Origin of the sequence: Pedobacter sp. (assembly GCF_046462515.1) — a bacterium.
Taxonomy (GTDB): Bacteria; Bacteroidota; Bacteroidia; order Sphingobacteriales; family Sphingobacteriaceae; genus Pedobacter.
Window position 1 is genome coordinate 562,467 of record NZ_JBKGVD010000009.1, and the last position, 19,450, is coordinate 581,916.

Genomic DNA, 19,450 nt, shown 5'->3' on the forward strand with positions numbered 1-19,450 from the left:
ATTTTGTTGTTGTAAATATCAGTAGTTCAAAGAATGAAAGCAAATCACAACGAATTCAGGTTTACAATAGATCAGTACCTGGTTGTTGTAAATATCAGTAGTTCAAAGAATGAAAGCAAATCACAACAGAAAATCCTCGTAGTTCATATTCTTATACGTTGTTGTAAATATCAGTAGTTCAAAGAATGAAAGCAAATCACAACACCAAATGATACTTCCATATAATTGACTATGTTGTTGTAAATATCAGTAGTTCAAAGAATGAAAGCAAATCACAACCCAATGGATCCAATGCTTATGGAAGCTGGAGTTGTTGTAAATATCAGTAGTTCAAAGAATGAAAGCAAATCACAACAGCGTATCTTCTAGGCTATCTCCTAGTAGTGTTGTTGTAAATATCAGTAGTTCAAAGAATGAAAGCAAATCACAACACTTTGGTAGATCATCTGTCTAATCCCAGCGTTGTTGTAAATATCAGTAGTTCAAAGAATGAAAGCAAATCACAACAATATATGTTATCACCTGATCTAAGGATTAGTTGTTGTAAATATCAGTAGTTCAAAGAATGAAAGCAAATCACAACGTACGTTTTTAAATTATTTTATCTGCTTTTGTTGTTGTAAATATCAGTAGTTCAAAGAATGAAAGCAAATCACAACTTATCTGGTTGTAGCTGTCCCCAAAGAATGGTTGTTGTAAATATCAGTAGTTCAAAGAATGAAAGCAAATCACAACGGTATTTGATATGTGGACTATCCGCATTTTGTTGTTGTAAATATCAGTAGTTCAAAGAATGAAAGCAAATCACAACATAGTCTTAAATCAAAAGAAAAAGCTAAGGTTGTTGTAAATATCAGTAGTTCAAAGAATGAAAGCAAATCACAACGGTTTTTTGCTTGTTCTGTTATTAATCCTAGTTGTTGTAAATATCAGTAGTTCAAAGAATGAAAGCAAATCACAACTTGTAATCTAAATGTCCATAAAAAGGGCTTGTTGTTGTAAATATCAGTAGTTCAAAGAATGAAAGCAAATCACAACAGTGTATCTTCTAGGCTATCTCCTAGTAGGTTGTTGTAAATATCATTAGTTAAAAGAATGAAAGCAAATCACAACCTATTTTTAGTTGTTTTTTTAATTTATTTAGTTGTTGTAAATATCAGTAGTTCAAAGAATGAAAGCAAATCACAACTGAGTGATGCACAACTGGCAACTATAGTAGGTTGTTGTAAATATCAGTAGTTCAAAGAATGAAAGCAAATCACAACAATATCCTCTCTGTATATCTTCAAAGGTTAGTTGTTGTAAATATCAGTAGTTCAAAGAATGAAAGCAAATCACAACAATCATAGGTTATATTAATTTCAGTGTTTTGTTGTTGTAAATATCAGTAGTTCAAAGAATGAAAGCAAATCACAACGGTCAATCATTTTTTGTAATCTTTCGATTTGTTGTTGTAAATATCAGTAGTTCAAAGAATGAAAGCAAATCACAACGTACTGTAGTGTTCATTTTTTTTGATTTTTGTTGTTGTAAATATCAGTAGTTCAAAGAATGAAAGCAAATCACAACTAAAAACGGTGTCGATTGCGTCCTGCGCCAGTTGTTGTAAATATCAGTAGTTCAAAGAATGAAAGCAAATCACAACCACGTTATTATCGGAAGAAGATATATACAGTTGTTGTAAATATCAGTAGTTCAAAGAATGAAAGCAAATCACAACGGCGTAAGAGGTTCTTTGGCTGTTTTTAAGTTGTTGTAAATATCAGTAGTTCAAAGAATGAAAGCAAATCACAACGAGTATAATTTTCTAAAATACGTGTTGTTAGTTGTTGTAAATATCAGTAGTTCAAAGAATGAAAGCAAATCACAACACAGTCCTCCTACATATACCGGTTTTAGGGTTGTTGTAAATATCAGTAGTTCAAAGAATGAAAGCAAATCACAACAAATAGAAAGTAAAATAGAAAGTAAAATAGGTTGTTGTAAATATCAGTAGTTCAATAATAATTCTATCATTAAAGATACCACAAAATATTTTGATTAAAATTTAAATGCTTATTTTTAAATCAAACCCAGTTTTAATGCTAAACCTGAAACACCTGCTTTCTGCCTTACTGCTGTTTATTAGCCTAAATGGTTTAGCGCAGCTTAAAGCTATAGTTGAAATTACTGCCACCAATTTAGAAGGCAAGACCCTTGAGCTGAATATACAGGATAATAAAGGTTTTAGCTTTATTCAAAGCCAAAAGCAAACCTTACAAAAGGGGGTAAATACCTTTGTTTTTGAGCTGGGCCAGCCCGCTAATATGGCCAGCATAGGAGTGAAAATAGCAGGTAACACCATAAGGCAGACCCTGGTTATAGACAGCGGGAAGAATGTTTTTAATATAGCTTTTGCAGATAACAAACTGGCGATTACAGCTTTTGAAGCCAAAGGTTATGCCATACGAAAGGCCATGGCCGATAGGTTTGTTGATCAGATGAGGCAGTACCGCGAAACCAGCGGCAATAAAGAAGCCCGTACATTGCCTGTTAAGGAAATGAACGACTTTTTTATGTGGAGCCTGAACCTCATAGAAAAAAATCCCGGTAATTATTACAGCCTCATCACACTTTACCAGATCAGTGGGTCTAACCGATCTATAGCATTCTCTAATGCTGTGCTGGCTACGCTTAAAAAGCTCGACCCTGCTTTACAGGCAACACCTCTGGGTGAGCAGGTCTTAAAAGATAACCTGGAAATTATTAAAAGCATAACTGCGGCCAAGACAGGTAAAGAAGTACTGCCCTTTACCGTGAACGATATTAATGGTAAAGCTTTTTCAAACAAGAGCCTTGCGGGACAAATTTATATCATTGCTTTTTCTGCCACCTGGTGCATTCCTTGTCAGGCGCAATTGCCTAAACTGAAGCACATTTACGATCAGTATAAAAGCAAGGGTTTGAAAGTAATCTATTTTAACGATGATAATAAAACAGATCTATGGAAAAAGCATGTAAAAGAACATCAGTTAGACTGGATCAATGTTTCTGAATTACAGGCGCCGGGCAAATCTAAAATTTCAAAGTCTTTTGGGGTATATGCCATACCCAGTTACCTCATTATTGACAAAGCCGGGAAGATCTTTTATAACTCAGATGATACCGACCACGAGCTGCTTAAATTTGAACAAAAGATTAAAGAATTGTTTGAAGGATAGGGAAGAGTAATTTAATCTTCTCTTATCATTTGCTGGGCCTCAACGGTTTCTCTGCCTTTAAATTTCATTTTCCCTGACCATGTGCCACCGCCCCAGTCATATATATATAACATATCATTATCAAAGGTATAATCATCAAAATCTCCCGGGTTCATTTTAAGGTTTTCTTTATTGGTCTTATCTGAATATTTGTAAACGACTATTTTGTATCCGGTATAGTTTGCCAGATCTTTAGCTCTGTTTTTATAGGCAAAGCTGTCAACAGTCCGTTCATTTTGAAGATTGTCTTTATAGTTTTTTACAATGTAAACATCTTTCTTATAGTAATATGGCTTTCCATTATCAGGCATCGTATCAATTTTTGAGAATTGATCCAGCTTGATAAATTCCAATGGCTTTTGCTTACAGGAAAAGATAAATCCTGCTATAATTAGCAAAAAAGGTTTAAAATACGTTTTCATGACTTCTTAATATCTGCCTTCAATTCTTGTTTTAATAGTAACTTTAGTTTGAAATGGCTTGTAACCTCTGGTGTGCTGCAATAACCACCATGCCGCAAAGCCAGCGTGCTTACCCTGATAGGTTAGCGCATCATTTTTGTCTAAGTCGAAATTATTCTCAACTTAGTCGACCCATAGTAGTGATTTGTAATAGTCTTCAAATTCTTCACCTCCAGCCTTTAATGCCGCAATGTAAGCAACTCTTTTGAACGTGCATTTCTCATTTCTTCAGTATAGTTACTCCGTGATTTTTCTGTCGAAAATTTCATAACTTCTACAAGAGCATCCAAGAATTTCTCTGAATTTTCTGCGCAATGAAACAGTATCTCGCCCGTGTCGAGATTGTAAGCGACTATTCTGCCGCTGGGTTTATATAGGGCAAGCATATTTGGCCCCGTATCAGAACCGAAAAACAAATTTTCATCATCTTCTTCTATATCTTGGAAGGAAATGTTATTGACATCTAAGGTACTGACATCATAGTTTATAACTAAGTTTATTAGCGGATCATTATGCTCTGCATTTGATTTCCTCTTAATATCATATTGTCTTAAAGTATATTCAATGAAGAAACCTTCAAGTCCATGTTGTGCCAATTCATCTGCTGTCGGCTTTAAGCTCGCTATTGCTTTTACAAATTCTTTTGCAGTCATAAACAAAGTCGCTTATAATTCATCATAAATCATGTTGCCCATTAAAATATGTAGCATTGTCTTTATAATAAGCAACCAATCCTAACCAATAATCAATGCCGCTCTTACCTGCTCCCTCTGGGTCTATGGATAAGAAATGAGGAATGATTTCGTAATCCTTTTGAGTTTTAATTTCATTCAGGAAATAGGTCATACATTCCAATAACTTTGAAAAAGATGAAAAAATGATTTCGCTTATAGCTTCGTGATCATAAAGAAATTCATAATAGCAAACCCTGATCGGATAATCATGATGGCTCCTTTTTTCTCGGGCATCAAATACCAAAGCTCCCTCATCATTACCCCCTTGTGCAAAAGGGTATAACTTCTGTTTAATTAAATGCTTAGCAAAATCATTATCTAATTCATCAATAAGCTGCTCTAATGGTCGATTAGGTTCAGAATATGGCAATCTCAAGATTGAGCAGTCTCCATCCATAAAGAAATAAGCTTTATGCCACTCAATAAAACTTTCCGGAAATTTCATACTGAATTTATCTTCTACGGCATGATATTCCATGATATTAATTCTTCCATTTATTGGCTTCCATCTATACCAACCCTCACTATCGATAGGTTCGGCCATCATCTCGGGCGAGGTCTTTCCCAACACATAAACAGCTTTCATGTCTGAAAAAGAAAAAAAAGCTTTAAAGAAACTTTCTATTATATCTGTCATATTGTTTAATACTAGATATTAATGCCAAACGGCGTTTCTATCGTAAGTGGTATTAGTTTCTAAATTAATATATTCCGTAAATGTTCCCAATTTAATAACTCCCATATAACGCTTTTCATCTTCATCCCAGATATAATCGTCATAAACATCATAAGTAACTACAGCTTTTATGATTTTACCGCTATTATCTTTTGTGGTAACCTGTTGAGTTATTTCAAAATAAACATTTTTCTCTGGCAGTTTGTAAAGTTTACCTACATCTTGATGTGGTCCAAACCAATTTATCCATGCATCAGGATTTCCTGTTTGGATATCAGTAAACAACGTGAATACTTGAAAAACACTTAACAATCCATTTATCTTTGGTCTGATTCCGGGTATCTTACCAGTCCTTCTATATTCGTGCAAAATAGAAGTCCATTTTTGGTGTACTTTTCTAGGTATTGCATAGGCATATCTTCCTTGTCCTTCGTGATGATGATGCAATGGCTCGTTTAAAAAGTTTTTGTGAGTTGGATTGTATTTTATCCATTGTGCATCAACAATTGGCATTTTAGATGGATTACTTAAAATACGTTGTCTATTTTGCGAACTAAACATCTGTGGCTTTTGTTCAATTACTTGTTTCCAGAAATAGGTTGCATTTCGAGGATGACCTAAAGCTGTTCTTCCTTTTACTGGGGCATTTACCATATCCACCCTTACACCATTTTTGTAGTACATTTCGGGTATCATACTTGATAGCGGGGCGTTCTCTTGAACAAATAAAAGTGCCAAAGCATCTAATTCAGCTTCATCATCGTAATATTCCAAAGGATAGCCAATCTCAAAATCTAAAGGCAAGATTATCGGCTCATTTTCATCAAATACAGGTTCAACCGGAGGTAAAACAGGTGGCGGATTACCATTACAGTCTGGTACCTGATGTACCATGAGCTTAGCTCCAGTAGCGCCGCTATGTACCTGAATTGGGCCTGTTGGCGGTTGCGTGGTATCGCAGGGATCATAATCAGGTGGAGTTGAGGGTGAGGTTCCGCCACCACCTCCCGATCCGCCCCCTGCACCGCCACCACTTCCGATCCCATCATCGTATTCATAGCAATCGGTAATGTCTTTGGATGATATGCGCCAGCCCGCCCTGTCATCACCTTCCATTCTGCACTCTTCCCAGGGCCAGTGATGATCCCCCGTACATGTGTATGGCGTTATGTAATAATAAGTGGTGGTATAGCAATCCTGATAAACCATACTGGTTTTACCGGATGTGCCGGGCTTAACAGCTCCGCCCATTACTTTGGTTGTTGAGTTTTTATTCAGCTCACCATTGGGTGATGCAGCGCCTATGCCCGGCAAGCCAGTAGAGGCCGACTTTAAATAAGTAACGCTGATATTTCCCTCAAACTCGCCCGGGTTTCCGCTGCGCCATCTGGCAATCCATTTTTGCGTTGGTGCATAGGTATTGATGAAAGTGAGCGTTCTCTCGGGAGTTACATCAACCGTTAGGTTCTGGAAAACGATCGCTCTGTGATTGGACAGCTTAACGCTGAAGATATAACTGGTACGATCTCCGTTTTTTATGATGGTAACACTATCCGTATTGATCTGGAGGCCCTCATAAGTTTCTGGCGTATTAACGGCCATTGTTTTGGCCTTGGGGTTAGCTGTTGTGAGCATTTTGCCCACGTTGCCCAGGACATTGAGATCTGTTTTAGCCCTGAAATTGTTAAAGCTGACCTTTTCCATCTGCGGACCTTTGCGGTACCCGGCATTTCTTTTAACAAGGTCAGGATTACTGTGTTCTTTTCTACTTTGATCAAACAGGTCCTTTTTACAGGAGAGGACTGCAATTGCAATAAATGCAAGAAAGGCTAAAAAGAGGCAGCCTCTTTTATGGCCCGAAAGCGCGGGTTTAGTCATTGAGGGTATTAGTTTAGTTTGGGTTACAAACCCAAGTTATCAATTGAATGCCAAATAAACAAAATAATTACAATAAATATTTTGTGTTTATTGCATAAAATTTTGAGTAAATAAATCTCACTAAACTTAACTGTAGTGCTTTCTATAGAAGAGGATGGGGCAGTACCGCCCAGCTTTTTAGCTTTTTTCCAGTCGCCACATGCACTGATCAGATTGCACAAATGTTTACAGAGACCCCTCTTGTATAGATTTTTGGTATCTTCAGGGTTAACTTCAATGGCTTCGTCATCGGTCTTCTGGCTTTCTGTCTATCAGTTTCCCGGCTACAAAACCTGCGATCTCCGGACGATTAAACTTTAATGCTTCAACTTGTTCTTAAACAGTTTCTCTAACTTCTCTAATTTAGGTAAGATGACCAGGCGGCAGTAAGGTTGCTCGCCATTGCGGCGGTAATAATCCTGATGGTAATTTTCGGCTACGTAAAAAGGCTGCGCTTTTTCGATCGAGGTAACCACGGGCTTGCCAAAGGCATTTTCTTTATTGAGCAGGGCTTTGTATTTTTCGGCCAGGGCTTTTTGCTGTTCGTTATGGTAAAAAACCACCGAGCGGTACTGTGTACCCACATCTGCACCCTGGCGGTTAAGCGTGGTTGGATCATGGGTTTTCCAGAAAACCTCCAACAGTTCTCCGTAGCTGATCTTGGCGGGATCATACTGCATTTCGATCACTTCGGCATGGCCGGTAAGGCCGGTGCATACTTCATCATAAGTAGGGTTGGGCGATTGCCCGCCCTCATAACCTGAGCGTACGTTGGTAACGCCATTTAAACGTTGAAAAACAGCTTCGGTACACCAGAAACAACCCATACCAAAGGTGGCGGTTTCTAATCTGGGTTTCTGGGCACCGGCGTTAAGCATAGAAAATAAGATGAGGCTCATGAGCAATAACTTTTTCATGTTAAATATAGGCTAACATGTAATATTACGAAAAAAGCCCCGTATTAGTGTGTAAGCAGAATGTAAGATTTAGCCACCTACCACTGAGGTATAGCGCTATGCTTTTTCTGTTTAAGCCAGTAAGGTGTTTTCATGGCTAAAATGCCCAGTCCGGCACCAAACAGTACATCACTTATATAATGTTTGTTATTGGCCATGCGCAAGGCGCCAACAGAAGTGGCTACGCCATAAGCGGCATAAGGCACCCAGGGATAACGGCTTTTATATTCTTCACTTAAAAAAGTAGCGGCGGCAAAAGCCTGTGTGGTATGTCCCGAAGGAAAAGAATTAAAGCCCGATCCATCCGGACGTACCTGACGACAAATATTTTTTAAAAGAAAACTGCTGCCTATGGCCAGTACCTCGCCTTTTAGCAGTAGAAAAGAACGGGTCTGGGCGGGATTTTTTGAAGCAACGCCCATAGCATCTAAACCGTAGGCCATTGCAATAGGACTAAATTGCAGGTAATCGTCTATTTTGGCCCTGAAGTTGGGCATATGGTTATTGCGGAACTCCACAATCTCGTTTTTAACAGACTCCGGATTGTTGGAATTGAGCAGCACCCCCGAAACCATTAAAGCTGCGGGCACCAATACCGCTTTATAGTTAAAATGAGGAGTTCTCACGCTATCGGTTTCCAGTGCTTTGGCATTGCACCACAAGATTAAACCGCATAGAAAAAGGCTTAACTGCTTCATCAGATTTTTAGTTTGATCTAAAGTAAGTATTGAATATAAACTTTTTATCAATAACAAATTATATTTAATTGAAATTTAATGCGTTGGTTTTTATTCACTGTCGTCACTCTGAACTCGTTTTACTGCGTAGTCAGGGTCTATAGGTAAAGATGCTGAACAAATTTCAGCATGACGTGAAGGGAGCACACAGCATGACGCAGATATTAAACTATAGAAAGGCATACCAACTTCAGAACTCGGTCATCGGACTTCTGACTCTCAACTTTACCGCTGTTAATAACTTAAAATATTGTTTTATAGTAATTTGTGTGAATTAAAAATAAAATAATGGCATTTGTTAACATAACTTTTCTAATTTTAGATGAATATTAAAAACAAAGAATATGTCAACACCTTATATTCCGTGTCTTGATCTCGACACTTATGTTAACGGAACAGAAGAGCAGCGTAAGCAATTTTCTGACGAGTTAGGTAAAGCTTTTAACGATTCGGGCTTTGTAACCATTACCAATCATGGAGTTAGCCAGGAACTGATAGACAAGCTTTATAAAAATATACAGCAAATGTTTGCTTTACCTGTAGAGGTTAAGCGTAAATATGAAAAACCTGAATTAGCCGGACAACGTGGTTACACCAGCGCCGGTAAAGAAACCGCTAAAGGCGCAAAAACTGCCGACCTAAAAGAATTCTGGCAGATAGGGCAGACTGTAAGCGATAACGATCCGATTAAGGACGAATATCCTGATAACGAGTATTTGGAAGAAATTCCGGAGTTTAATACCGTTACCCGCGAGATTTACCAAAAGCTGGAAAGCAATGGTAAGCACCTGTTAAGAGCCATTGCTACTTATTTAGGTTTACCTATCGATTATTTTGATAAACACGTACATAATGGCAACTCTATTTTAAGAGGTATCCATTATTTCCCGATTGAAGATCCGGATTCGATACCTGATGACGCGGTACGTGCCGGGGCACATGAGGATATTAACCTGATTACCCTTTTAATTGGCGCAAGTGCCGATGGTTTAGAGGTATTAACCCGCAGTAACGAATGGTTGCCAATTAAAGCCCACCATACTGATATTGTGGTGAACGTAGGCGATATGCTGCAGCGCTTAACCAATAATAAATTACGTTCTACCACGCACCGTGTGGTAAATCCGCCGCGTGAGCTGATGAAAACCTCGCGTTATTCGGTACCTTTCTTCCTGCATCCGCGTAGCGAAATGGATCTAACCAGTTTAGATTCATGTATTGATGCGGCACACCCTAAAGTATATAGCGATATGACCGCGGGCGAATACCTTGACGAGCGTTTAAGAGAAATAGGACTGAAAAAATAAAATATTAAAAATAAAGCAGGCGAAGATCCGGACAGTCTGTAACCTGGCAGTCTGGTTATCATAAGCAAATTGTAAAAGCGAAGCGCAAATTTGTTTTTTATTTGCTTTTATAGATCAAGGCTTTTATCTTCGTTAAAATCAGAGCAAGACTATGCAGGTACACCCCGTATAGTCTTGTTTCTTTTTTAGAGGATTAACGTAAAGAATAGTTATGGCAGAAATTACTTATTATACCAAAGAAGGGTTAGAAAAACTTAAAGAAGAGTTACACTACTTAAAAACGGAAGGTAGAGCGGCAATTGCCAGAGCCATTGCTGAGGCAAGGGATAAAGGCGACCTGTCTGAAAACGCTGAATATGATGCGGCAAAAGAAGCGCAGGGCCTGCACGAGGCTAAAATTGCTAAATTAGAAAGCACATTGGCCAGTTCAAGATTGCTGGATGAATCTAAGATAGATACTTCTAAAGTACTGGCTTTGTCTATCGTAAAAATAAAGAACATAAAGAACGGTGCAACCATGACCTACCAATTGGTGGCAGAGAGCGAGGCCGATCTGAAAAGCGGAAAGATCTCCGTAAAATCGCCGATAGCACAAGGCTTATTGGGTAAATCTGTAGGTGATAAAACCGAAATACAGGTGCCTGCGGGCAAAATTGAGTTTGAGATCTTAGAGATCTCGAGATAAGTATTGCAAGAGAAATCAGAAACAGATTAACAAATGAGCACTATTTTTTCAAAAATCATTGCCGGCGAAATACCGGCGCATAAAGTAGCCGAAGATGAGCGCTATCTGGCTTTCTTAGATGTTTTTCCGCTGGTACATGGTCATGTACTGGTTATTCCTAAACAGGAAGTGGATTACATTTTTGATATGGATGACGAACACCTGGCCGGATTGCATGTTTTTGCCAAGAAAGTAGCCACAGGTGTTAAAAAAGCATTTCCTTGCAAAAAAGTAGGCGTTGCGGTAATCGGACTGGAAGTTCCACATACGCATATACATCTTATCCCGATGAATAATGTGAGCGATATGAACTTTGCCAAAGAGAAATTGAAGCTAAGTGCCGGTGAACTGAGCGCCGATGCTGAAAAAATAAAACTTGCTTTAGCCTAAAAAACACTATATTTATATAAATAAATAGCGCAATTAACTAAAACTAAATACGAAAAGCTGAGGGTTTACTTCAGCTTTTCGTTGTTTTTATGCCTTTCGGCATCTCTTCTGGTTTTCTTTTCCAGATTTTTCTGTAAGGCCTCATGCAGATCTATACCCGTTTGATTGGCCAGACAGATCAGCACAAAAAGCACATCGGCCATTTCATCGGCCAGGTTTATCTCTTCATCACTTTTCTTGAACGATTGCTCACCGTATTTACGGGCCATGATACGGGCTACCTCGCCCACTTCTTCCATTAAAATGGCGGTATTGGTTAACTCGTTAAAATAACGTATGCCAGTGGTTTTAATCCATTGATCTACGGTTTGCTGCGCTTCTGTAATGGTCATCTTTTTTAACTGAATGGTAAAGCCACAAAGATAAGTGCTATTCCTGTTAATGCTTAATGCAAGCTTAAAGAATTTGATGTGGCTACTATTGTCACTCTGAAATCATCGCGTCACCCTGAATTTATTTCAGGGTCTGCCTTCCTTAATTAGATGCTGAACCAAGTTCAGCATGACGTAAATCAATCTATTTTACCCATACTATACTTTTAAAGAAAGGCTTGATCTGGTATTTGATTTCTACAGGTAAAGGAAGTGATTTATCCTTTAGCCTATTTAACTGCTGAGCATTCTGTAAAGAGTATTCTACATCACATGAATCGAGTGTTTCCCGGCCATTTAAATCAAATTTATAGTAGAACTTAATCGAATTGATTTTTGTGCTTGTCACAGTGAGTGACTGGTTCATGCCATAGACGGGTTTTCTGGCAATTAAAATGCCTGTGGTTTGGTAGGGCATGTCTCTACCCAGCCATAGCATTTTAAGGTAAGCAAAGTTGAAGAAGAAAAGCAAAGCCAATGATTTTCCATATAAGATGGCCCGTCGTAAAATTCTATGCGTTCTTTAATCGGTTTAAACATGCAAAATATTCTATAAGGTTTACATGTAAAGTAAACTTAAGAAATATTTATTTCAGGGTCTATATCTTGTTAGTTAAATGCTGTTGGGAAATTAAAATGCCGAACCAAGTTCAGCGTAGTCTTAGGAAGAAATCCAATATAACAAGAAGAACGACTTTACAAAGAGAAAAAACCAACAAAGAACTCAAACTCACAAGCAGAGGAAGGTATGATGAATAGCGGCCAAAAAGATATATGGATTAACTTAATGTTTAAAAAAGGATTAGAGAAGTTAGATGATTGGGTTTTTATTGCTTTCTTTTGAGTGTTATAAATTTAGAATCATGACTAACACACAGAAGACAATTTCGGGAATCATTAACTTATGGGAAGCAGACAAAAAAATTATATAAAACGATCTAGTTACTTAGCATACATGATATCGATAGAAAATCACATCCGCCCTTCTTTTGGTAAAATGACTGATATAGAAGAAAGTGATGTGCAAAACTTTGTAATGCGGAAACTAGCTGATGGCCTGAGCCAAAAAACAATCAAAGATATATTGGTTGTACTGAAAATGATATTAAAATTTGCCGCAAAACAAAAATGGCTGGAGAATAAACAGTTTGATATCCAGTTTCCTACTAAACATGAAAAAACTTTTGTGGAGGTGCTGAGCCGTAGCAATCAAAGAAAGATTATGAACTATGTAAAGGAGCATCTTACTTTTAAGAACTTAGGTATCTTACTATGTCTTAGCGGCGGGATGCGCATTGGAGAAGTATGTGCCTTAACTTGGGCAGATGTGGATGTAGACAACGGCATAATCCGTGTAAATAAAACATTGCAGCGCATATACAGCCTCGAAAATAATCAACAGAACTGGTTCTAGACAGCCCGAAAACAAAAAACTCAATGAGGGAGATACCCATGAGCGGAGATCTGATCAGGTTGTTGAAGCCCCTCAGGAAAATGAAAAACCCCGATTTCTTTGTGCTTACCAATAGTTTAAAACCTACAGAGCCCAGAACTTATAGGATATATTACAAGAAACTGATGCAGAGCTTCGGTATGCCCGATCTAAAGTTCCATAGCTTAAGACATAGCTTTGCTACGAGGTGTATAGAAAGCAAATGCGATTATAAAACGGTTAGTGCGCTGTTGGGGCATTCAGACATTAGTACTACCTTAAATTTATATGTACACCCCAATTTAGAGCAGAAAAAAAAAGTAATAGAGCAGATGTTTAAAGATCTGGGTTAAGTTTTTATGTAAGAGACCGTTATTTTGGGCAGAAAGTATTTTTAATGTAGGAGTTAAAGTATTCATGCACTAAAATGACGGTTTCTTATGTAATAAATTACACTGTTTGCCATCATTAACGAATAAGTTGGGGCAAGCGCTGAACCCGTCGCGTCACTCCCTATCTTGCATCACTTCATAACCACAATCACAAGCGTACCTTATCACCGTCACCTCTAAATTCGTTACGTCACCTTATCACAATACCACGTCACTCTGAACTCGTTTTACAAGACTTTGTTGATTTTCTCTTGCGGTCTTGTAGCTACTTCGTGGTCAGAGTCTATATGAACTAGAAAGATGCCTTTGGTATTAAAGATGCTGAAATAAACGGCATAGCCCTCTTGAATACCGTTGAAACATAAATACTTTATGAAAAATTCAGCATGACGGGAGAGGAGTAAGTTCAGCATGACAGGTCAATCTACTTGCTCCACACCATACTTTTAAAGAAAGGCCGTACCTGGTATTTAACCTCTACAGGTAAAGGGAGTGGTTTATCTTTCAGGAGATTTAGCTGTTGGGCGTTCCATAGTGCATATTCCACATCGCATGAATCGAGTACCTCCTGCCCATTTAAGTTAAACTTATAATAAAACTTAATTGAACTGATTGTTTTTATTGTTCCGGTAGAGGACTGGTTCATGCCATAAACAGGCTTTCGGGCAATTAAAATCCCTGTGGTTTGGTAGGGCATACTTTTGCCTAGCCATAGCATTTTAAGGTAGGCAAAGTTGAAAAAGAAAAATAAGGCTAGCGAAAGAAACAGTAGCAAGCCAATGGTTTTCCATATGGACGGCCAATCGTAAAATTCTATGCGTTCTTTAAGTCGCTTTAACATGCAATTATCTTGGTTTTAGCTTTGCACGATAAAAAATGATAGCAGAAGCAATGAAAAAGCCCAATACTATATAAAATAGTTTATCTAAGATTATCAATCCCTTTGCAGAAAATAGAGTTTTAAATGTTGTTGATAAAAACATAATGTTTAGGCCGATTAATGCAGAAAAATAGAACATTAGGTTTACAAGTTGCTTAAATCTCATCTCGTAGTTTTATCTTTATATGTGGTATAAGCTATAATCAAAATAGAGCAAAAGACTAGTATCATCCATACTAGTCTTATGTAATTGTTCATTTTTGTATAATGGAATATAAAATCACTTATCAATAATATAGCTAATACTATTGAAGACCAATTTGAAATCTTATGCCAATTTGTTTTTTTTAGCATATTGGCTATGGATAAGGATTACCTACAGGTCCAACAGGATTTTGGTCCTTGGGATCAGGATCTTTTGGCGGAGTACCTGGAGGTGTTCCAGGTGGGGTTAAAGGTACAGGTGCGATATCATCATCCCATCCAAAATAATCACGCATTGCATCAAAGAGAGCACCTAACCCGGCTGAAATAAGGGCAATTTTAAGTGCAGTCCTAAAGTCATCACCATTTGGAAAAGGATTCATACCTCCATCGGCATTGTTATAAGGATTGGAAGGTTCTTGCCACGGTTGTCCTCTATCATAGCTATATAAAGTCGATTGGGCATCAAAAATTGCATAGCCTATGTAGCCTAAAATCCCAATAGGTATTAATACTTCTGCTAAAGGAGCTAAAACAGCTGCAAGTGTAGCTGCAAGTTCTGTATTGGTTAGACCCACTGCTAATAAAGTTGCAGCACTTAAATCACTGCTAGTCCCCGTCCCCGTCCCATTTCCGCTTCCTGTCCCACCTCCTGTCCCACCTCCTGTCCCACCTCCTGTCCCACCTCCTCCTCCATCAGATCCTCCAGGTGGGGTATAAGTTACATATCCATCATAATTAAACTGTTCAGGTCTGGTATAACTTCCATTAGGGGTGATGACAACAGTATCTAAATTTTGCCATAGATTCCAAGTCTCTGTACCGGCTACACGCCAATAAAGATTTCCGTTTGGGTCAATGGCATACTCATACTGTTGATTAACATCTACTAGCCCCCCCTTTATACCTCTTAAATTCTCTTTCTTTACTACTTCAAGCTCCTCGGAGAGCTGGTCAAGTTTAAGTTTTAATGTTTTCATACAAATTGAAATCAGGTTTTATTAGGTTTATATATCTAAAATAAAACATTAGTCTTTAATAATCAAAACATAGATATCAATTGCTATTAAATGCTATATATTTGAGATAATTTAATACCATATATAAACTTATGCCCCTTAATAAATTCCCTAGTGACAGGCAACTGGATATGATGGATTGCGGTCCGGCGTGTTTAAAAATGCTGGCCAAATATCATGGTAAATATTATAGCCTTCAATATTTACGAGATAAATGTGGGTTGACTAAAGAAGGGGTTTCTTTTCTAGATCTTAGTCATGCTGCAGAGGAGATTGGTCTCAAAACATTATCTGTAAAAGCTACGATAAATGATTTGCTTTTCAAAGTTCCACTTCCGGCAATTATACACTGGGATAATAGCCATTTTATAGTTGTATATAAAGTAAAAGCCCCGAATGGTCATATTGTTAATAGCGAACAAGTACCCAAAGGTAAAATATATGTATCTGATCCTGCAAAAGGACATATAACATACAATACAAATGATTTTGCTAAAAAATGGATAAAAGAAGAAGATAAAAAGGGATTGTTGATGGCTATTGAACCTCAAGCAGAATTTTATCAAAAACAAGCTGATGAGAAAATGGGGCGAAAAAAAACATTTGCCAACTTCTTAGGCTACTTTAGACCCTACAAAAAAAGCTTTATTAATTTGGCCATTGTAATGCTGCTCGTAACAATACTACAGGGTTTTCTCCCTTTTATTAGCAAAGCTGTAATAGACGTAGGTATTCAGACCCATGATATTGATTTTATTAACATTGTTTTGTTTGCCAATATTGCTATATACGTTAGTATTCTTCTAAGTAATATGGTTAGAGATTGGATTATGTTACATATAACTTCAAGATTAAACATTGCATTAATATCGGATTATTTGATTAAGCTAATGGTACTTCCTATTACTTTTTTCGAAAATAAAATGACTGGAGATATTCTTCAAAGAGCACAGGATCATGAAAGGATACGCAGTTTCATCATGAATAACTCTCTGAATATGATATTTAGCTCTTTAACTTTTGTTGTATTTGGTGTAATATTATTTTTTTATAATACTACCATATTCTGGATATTTCTTGTTGGAAGTGTTCTGTATGTGGTTTGGGTAATGGCCTTTCTAAAGATAAGGAAAAAACTTGACTGGGAGTATTTTGAGCTTATTAGTAAGAACCAGAGTTACTGGGTAGAAACAATCGGAAGCATTCAGGATATTAAAATCAATAATTATGAGAAGCCAAAAAGATGGAAGTGGGAAAGTATTCAAGCAAGGCTATATAAGGTAAACCTCAATGTGCTGAATGTTACAAATATGCAAAATCTTGGGGCTCAATTTATAGATAGTCTTAAAAATTTATTTATTACTTTTTTTTGTGCTAAGGCAGTTATTGCCGGTGAGATGACTTTTGGTGTAATGATTTCTACCCAGTTTATTATTGGTATGCTAAATGCACCGGTAGTACAATTTATTCAGTTTATTATCTCATTTCAATTCGCCCAGATAAGTTTTTTAAGACTTAATGAAATACACCAACTTAAGGATGAACATGAAGATGTTGGTACAAATGCAATTAATCTGCCCGAAAATAAAAGCCTTATTGTTAATAATATTATGTTCCAATATTCACCTACTGCACCAATGGTACTAAAGGGAGTAAGACTTGTTATTCCAGAGGGGAAAGTAACGGCAATTGTAGGGGACAGTGGAAGTGGAAAATCAACGCTTCTTAAATTGTTACTTAGATTGTACAAACCAAGTTATGGAGATATTATGATTGGCAATATGAATGTGAATAATGTAAGTCTTAAACAATGGAGAGATAAATGTGGGGCAGTTATGCAAGATGGAAAAATATTTAATGATACAATATTGAACAATGTTGTGCTTGATGATGAGAAAATTAATTACGAGAAGCTAAAACTGGCATTAGATACAGCTAACATTGCTCAAGAAATAGAAGCTTTGCCTTTGGGGTACCAGACTATGATGGGAGAACAGGGGCGTGGGTTAAGCGGAGGACAGAAACAACGTATACTTATAGCAAGAGCTTTATATAAAGATCCCGATTTTCTTTTTTTTGATGAGGCTACAAATTCTTTGGATACTTTAAACGAACAAAAAATAGTAAATGCACTTGATAATGTTTTTAAAGGCAAAACAGTAATTGTGGTTGCACATAGGTTAAGTACGATACGTAAGGCTGATCAGATTATTGTTATGCAGAGTGGGATGGTTGTAGAGGCAGGTAATCATCAAACCTTAATGGAAAGAAAAGGCAGGTATTTTCAGTTAGTACAATCACAATTAGATTTAACTGCAACTGTTCAGGTAAATTCAAATTAATAAATATTAAGGTAAATGAATGAAGATAAGAATAAATATCATAAAAATACTCGTACAGAAGAGGTACAGGATATTATAGATAAAATGCCTACCTCCTTTGGTGTCCGAGTTACAGCAATTGTAATACTTGTATTTATATTGTTATTTGTTTTTGGGTTTTTAGTGCGTTATCCTGATGTGGTATCTGGGCAGATTACCATTAATGCAAATGAAGCACCAATAAAATTGATTGCTAATACTTATGGAAAACTAAGGTTGACTGGTTCATCATCTATGCAGGAAATTAAAGAAGGGCAAGTTATTGCTTACTTGCAAAATCCTGCTGAGATTTCTGATATTTATAAAGTAGATAGTTTATTAAAAGGATTTAATACTGCAACTGATGTAACTCCAATGTTTATTTCGAACTTACCCATTAAACCTTCTATGGGGGAGCTAAATGGGAAATATAATACTTTTATTAATAGTGTTATTAATCTTAATAATTTTAAAATAGATCAACCACTGGATAAACAGGTAGAAAATCTTAATGCTTTACTCTTAGAACAAAAAAAATCAATTGATATAAGCTCAAAGCGTGTTGAGATGGTTAAACATAACATGGATTATGTAGGTAAGTTTTATAAAAGAGATTCTCTTTTGTTTATAAAGAAAGTTATTTCAGAAGCAGATTTAGATAAAACCCAAATTAGTTATTTTAATGCGAAAGATTCTTACCATAATGCTATGAATACTTTGGTAAATTCGACTCAGCAGATGAAACAAACGGAAGGTAAAATTAAGGAATTGCTAATTCAAAAAAGTGAAAAACTAAGCGAACTTAAAATAGCTTTAGTATCAGCTCATAACGACCTATTAGATAACATAAAGAGTTGGGAACAAAAGTATGTCTTTCGGGCACCATTTAATGGTAAGGTGCAATTTTTAAAATTTTGGGTTAATAATCAGTTTATTCAAAGTGGAGAATCTGTATTTACTATAATTCCTAAAATGGGACACGCTATGGGGCAGGTAAATATACCAACTATAGGGGCGGGTAAAGTAGTTGTTGGACAGGAAGTCATTGTAAAACTTGATAACTTTCCTTATACAGAATATGGTACGATAAAGGGTAGGGTTAATTCTATTTCTCTTTCTACAAATATATCTAAAACAGAAAAAGGAGAGATAGAAACGTATCTTGTGACTGTTGATTTTCCAGATCAGCTTAAAACAAATTATGGCTCTTCTCTTGAAGTAGGGTTAGATGCTAAAGGAAGTGCAGAGATTATTACAAAAGACAGAAGGTTGATTGAACGGTTTTTTGATAATCTTAAATATGCGTTAAAAAAATGAAGCAGATAAATTTAAAAACCTTCCTCATCGTTAAGATATAAACAATTATAATGGAAGAATGATAGATAAATATTAAAAGAAGGTTTGGATTATAGGGACAGACGATTAATAAATTAAAATCCAATAAATAAAACTTTTTTTAATTGCTTTTCAGCTTTACCTCAAACCATTACATATTTAATGGTAAAACAAATGGCTATAATCAAGCATAAAATAAACCAAAAATGCCCCCTAATGAAAAACCCTGAATAATAAGTTCTGTTGGTGTTTTCTG

At 36.7% G+C, this 19,450-nt stretch carries 19 protein-coding genes and 1 CRISPR repeat array (1 of these 20 running past the window's edge); of the genes, 8 read left to right on the plus strand and 11 right to left on the minus strand.

From position 1 onward, the window contains the following. A CRISPR array of direct repeats spans positions 1 to 1,946; the repeat unit is 46 nt; unit sequence GTTGTTGTAAATATCAGTAGTTCAAAGAATGAAAGCAAATCACAAC (it extends 4,698 nt beyond the left edge of the window). 135 nt (positions 1,947 to 2,081) lie between these two features. Next, complete coding sequence (locus tag ACLHG9_RS14345) at positions 2,082 to 3,200, plus strand: TlpA family protein disulfide reductase (RefSeq protein WP_410222189.1); 1,119 nt, start codon at positions 2,082 to 2,084, stop codon at positions 3,198 to 3,200. Positions 3,201 to 3,211: 11 nt separating this feature from the next. Here ACLHG9_RS14345 and ACLHG9_RS14350 read toward each other — a convergent pair whose 3' ends face one another. The 6 genes from ACLHG9_RS14350 to ACLHG9_RS14375 all read right to left on the minus strand — a co-directional run bounded on the left by ACLHG9_RS14350 (position 3,212) and on the right by ACLHG9_RS14375 (position 8,681). Further along, positions 3,212 to 3,661, minus strand: a complete 450-nt coding sequence (locus ACLHG9_RS14350; protein WP_410222190.1) for a hypothetical protein — start codon at positions 3,659 to 3,661, stop codon at positions 3,212 to 3,214. Positions 3,662 to 3,879: 218 nt separating this feature from the next. Further along, entirely contained in the window at positions 3,880 to 4,353 is a 474-nt protein-coding gene (locus ACLHG9_RS14355; protein WP_410222191.1) for a hypothetical protein, read from the minus strand. 22 nt (positions 4,354 to 4,375) lie between these two features. Continuing rightward, positions 4,376 to 5,071 carry a hypothetical protein gene (locus tag ACLHG9_RS14360; RefSeq protein WP_410222192.1) on the minus strand — a complete coding sequence of 232 codons (696 nt, stop codon included), beginning with the start codon at positions 5,069 to 5,071 and terminating at the stop codon, positions 4,376 to 4,378. Between the two features lie 18 nt (positions 5,072 to 5,089). Then, positions 5,090 to 6,988: a hypothetical protein gene (locus ACLHG9_RS14365; RefSeq protein WP_410222193.1), complete on the minus strand. Its 1,899-nt coding sequence runs from the start codon at positions 6,986 to 6,988 to the stop codon at positions 5,090 to 5,092. Between the two features lie 356 nt (positions 6,989 to 7,344). Continuing rightward, positions 7,345 to 7,944 carry a peptide-methionine (S)-S-oxide reductase MsrA gene (msrA, locus tag ACLHG9_RS14370; RefSeq protein WP_410222194.1) on the minus strand — a complete coding sequence of 200 codons (600 nt, stop codon included), beginning with the start codon at positions 7,942 to 7,944 and terminating at the stop codon, positions 7,345 to 7,347. A gap of 77 nt (positions 7,945 to 8,021) precedes the next feature. Then, on the minus strand, positions 8,022 to 8,681 hold the full coding sequence (locus ACLHG9_RS14375; protein ID WP_410222195.1) for a phosphatase PAP2 family protein: 660 nt from the start codon (positions 8,679 to 8,681) through the stop codon (positions 8,022 to 8,024). Positions 8,682 to 9,064: 383 nt separating this feature from the next. On the opposite strand from ACLHG9_RS14375, the gene ACLHG9_RS14380 reads away from it, so the two are divergent. The 3 genes from ACLHG9_RS14380 (at position 9,065) to ACLHG9_RS14390 (ending at position 11,141) form a co-directional block, all read left to right on the plus strand. After that, positions 9,065 to 10,027, plus strand: a complete 963-nt coding sequence (locus ACLHG9_RS14380; protein WP_410222196.1) for an isopenicillin N synthase family dioxygenase — start codon at positions 9,065 to 9,067, stop codon at positions 10,025 to 10,027. Between the two features lie 211 nt (positions 10,028 to 10,238). Beyond that, positions 10,239 to 10,712, plus strand: coding sequence for a transcription elongation factor GreA (greA, locus tag ACLHG9_RS14385; protein WP_410222197.1), 474 nt, complete (start codon positions 10,239 to 10,241; stop codon positions 10,710 to 10,712). 33 nt (positions 10,713 to 10,745) lie between these two features. Further along, positions 10,746 to 11,141, plus strand: coding sequence for an HIT family protein (locus tag ACLHG9_RS14390; RefSeq protein WP_410222198.1), 396 nt, complete (start codon positions 10,746 to 10,748; stop codon positions 11,139 to 11,141). 65 nt (positions 11,142 to 11,206) lie between these two features. Here ACLHG9_RS14390 and ACLHG9_RS14395 read toward each other — a convergent pair whose 3' ends face one another. From ACLHG9_RS14395 to ACLHG9_RS14405, 3 genes are all read right to left on the minus strand, one after another. Further along, positions 11,207 to 11,533, minus strand: a complete 327-nt coding sequence (locus ACLHG9_RS14395) for a nucleotide pyrophosphohydrolase (protein WP_410222199.1) — start codon at positions 11,531 to 11,533, stop codon at positions 11,207 to 11,209. A 184-nt stretch (positions 11,534 to 11,717) separates the two neighbouring features. Beyond that, positions 11,718 to 11,990 carry a hypothetical protein gene (locus ACLHG9_RS14400; protein WP_410222200.1) on the minus strand — a complete coding sequence of 91 codons (273 nt, stop codon included), beginning with the start codon at positions 11,988 to 11,990 and terminating at the stop codon, positions 11,718 to 11,720. Beyond that, on the minus strand, positions 11,963 to 12,112 hold the full coding sequence (locus tag ACLHG9_RS14405; RefSeq protein WP_410222201.1) for a hypothetical protein: 150 nt from the start codon (positions 12,110 to 12,112) through the stop codon (positions 11,963 to 11,965). Before ACLHG9_RS14405 ends, ACLHG9_RS14400 begins: the two co-directional genes overlap by 28 nt. A gap of 415 nt (positions 12,113 to 12,527) precedes the next feature. On the opposite strand from ACLHG9_RS14405, the gene ACLHG9_RS14410 reads away from it, so the two are divergent. Both ACLHG9_RS14410 and ACLHG9_RS14415 read left to right on the plus strand, forming a co-directional pair. Further along, positions 12,528 to 12,986 (plus strand): tyrosine-type recombinase/integrase, encoded by a 459-nt coding sequence (locus ACLHG9_RS14410; RefSeq protein WP_410222202.1) that lies wholly within the window; start codon positions 12,528 to 12,530, stop codon positions 12,984 to 12,986. A gap of 23 nt (positions 12,987 to 13,009) precedes the next feature. After that, on the plus strand, positions 13,010 to 13,357 hold the full coding sequence (locus ACLHG9_RS14415; protein WP_410222203.1) for a tyrosine-type recombinase/integrase: 348 nt from the start codon (positions 13,010 to 13,012) through the stop codon (positions 13,355 to 13,357). Between the two features lie 463 nt (positions 13,358 to 13,820). Here ACLHG9_RS14415 and ACLHG9_RS14420 read toward each other — a convergent pair whose 3' ends face one another. Both ACLHG9_RS14420 and ACLHG9_RS14425 read right to left on the minus strand, forming a co-directional pair. After that, complete coding sequence (locus ACLHG9_RS14420; RefSeq protein WP_410222204.1) at positions 13,821 to 14,237, minus strand: hypothetical protein; 417 nt, start codon at positions 14,235 to 14,237, stop codon at positions 13,821 to 13,823. A 398-nt stretch (positions 14,238 to 14,635) separates the two neighbouring features. After that, positions 14,636 to 15,460, minus strand: coding sequence for a hypothetical protein (locus tag ACLHG9_RS14425; protein ID WP_410222205.1), 825 nt, complete (start codon positions 15,458 to 15,460; stop codon positions 14,636 to 14,638). 131 nt (positions 15,461 to 15,591) lie between these two features. Here ACLHG9_RS14425 and ACLHG9_RS14430 point away from each other — a divergent pair, with 131 nt between their 5' ends. Both ACLHG9_RS14430 and ACLHG9_RS14435 read left to right on the plus strand, forming a co-directional pair. After that, entirely contained in the window at positions 15,592 to 17,841 is a 2,250-nt protein-coding gene (locus ACLHG9_RS14430) for a peptidase domain-containing ABC transporter (RefSeq protein ID WP_410222206.1), read from the plus strand. Between the two features lie 15 nt (positions 17,842 to 17,856). Continuing rightward, entirely contained in the window at positions 17,857 to 19,176 is a 1,320-nt protein-coding gene (locus ACLHG9_RS14435) for an HlyD family secretion protein (protein ID WP_410222207.1), read from the plus strand. Positions 19,177 to 19,450 lie beyond the last annotated feature (274 nt).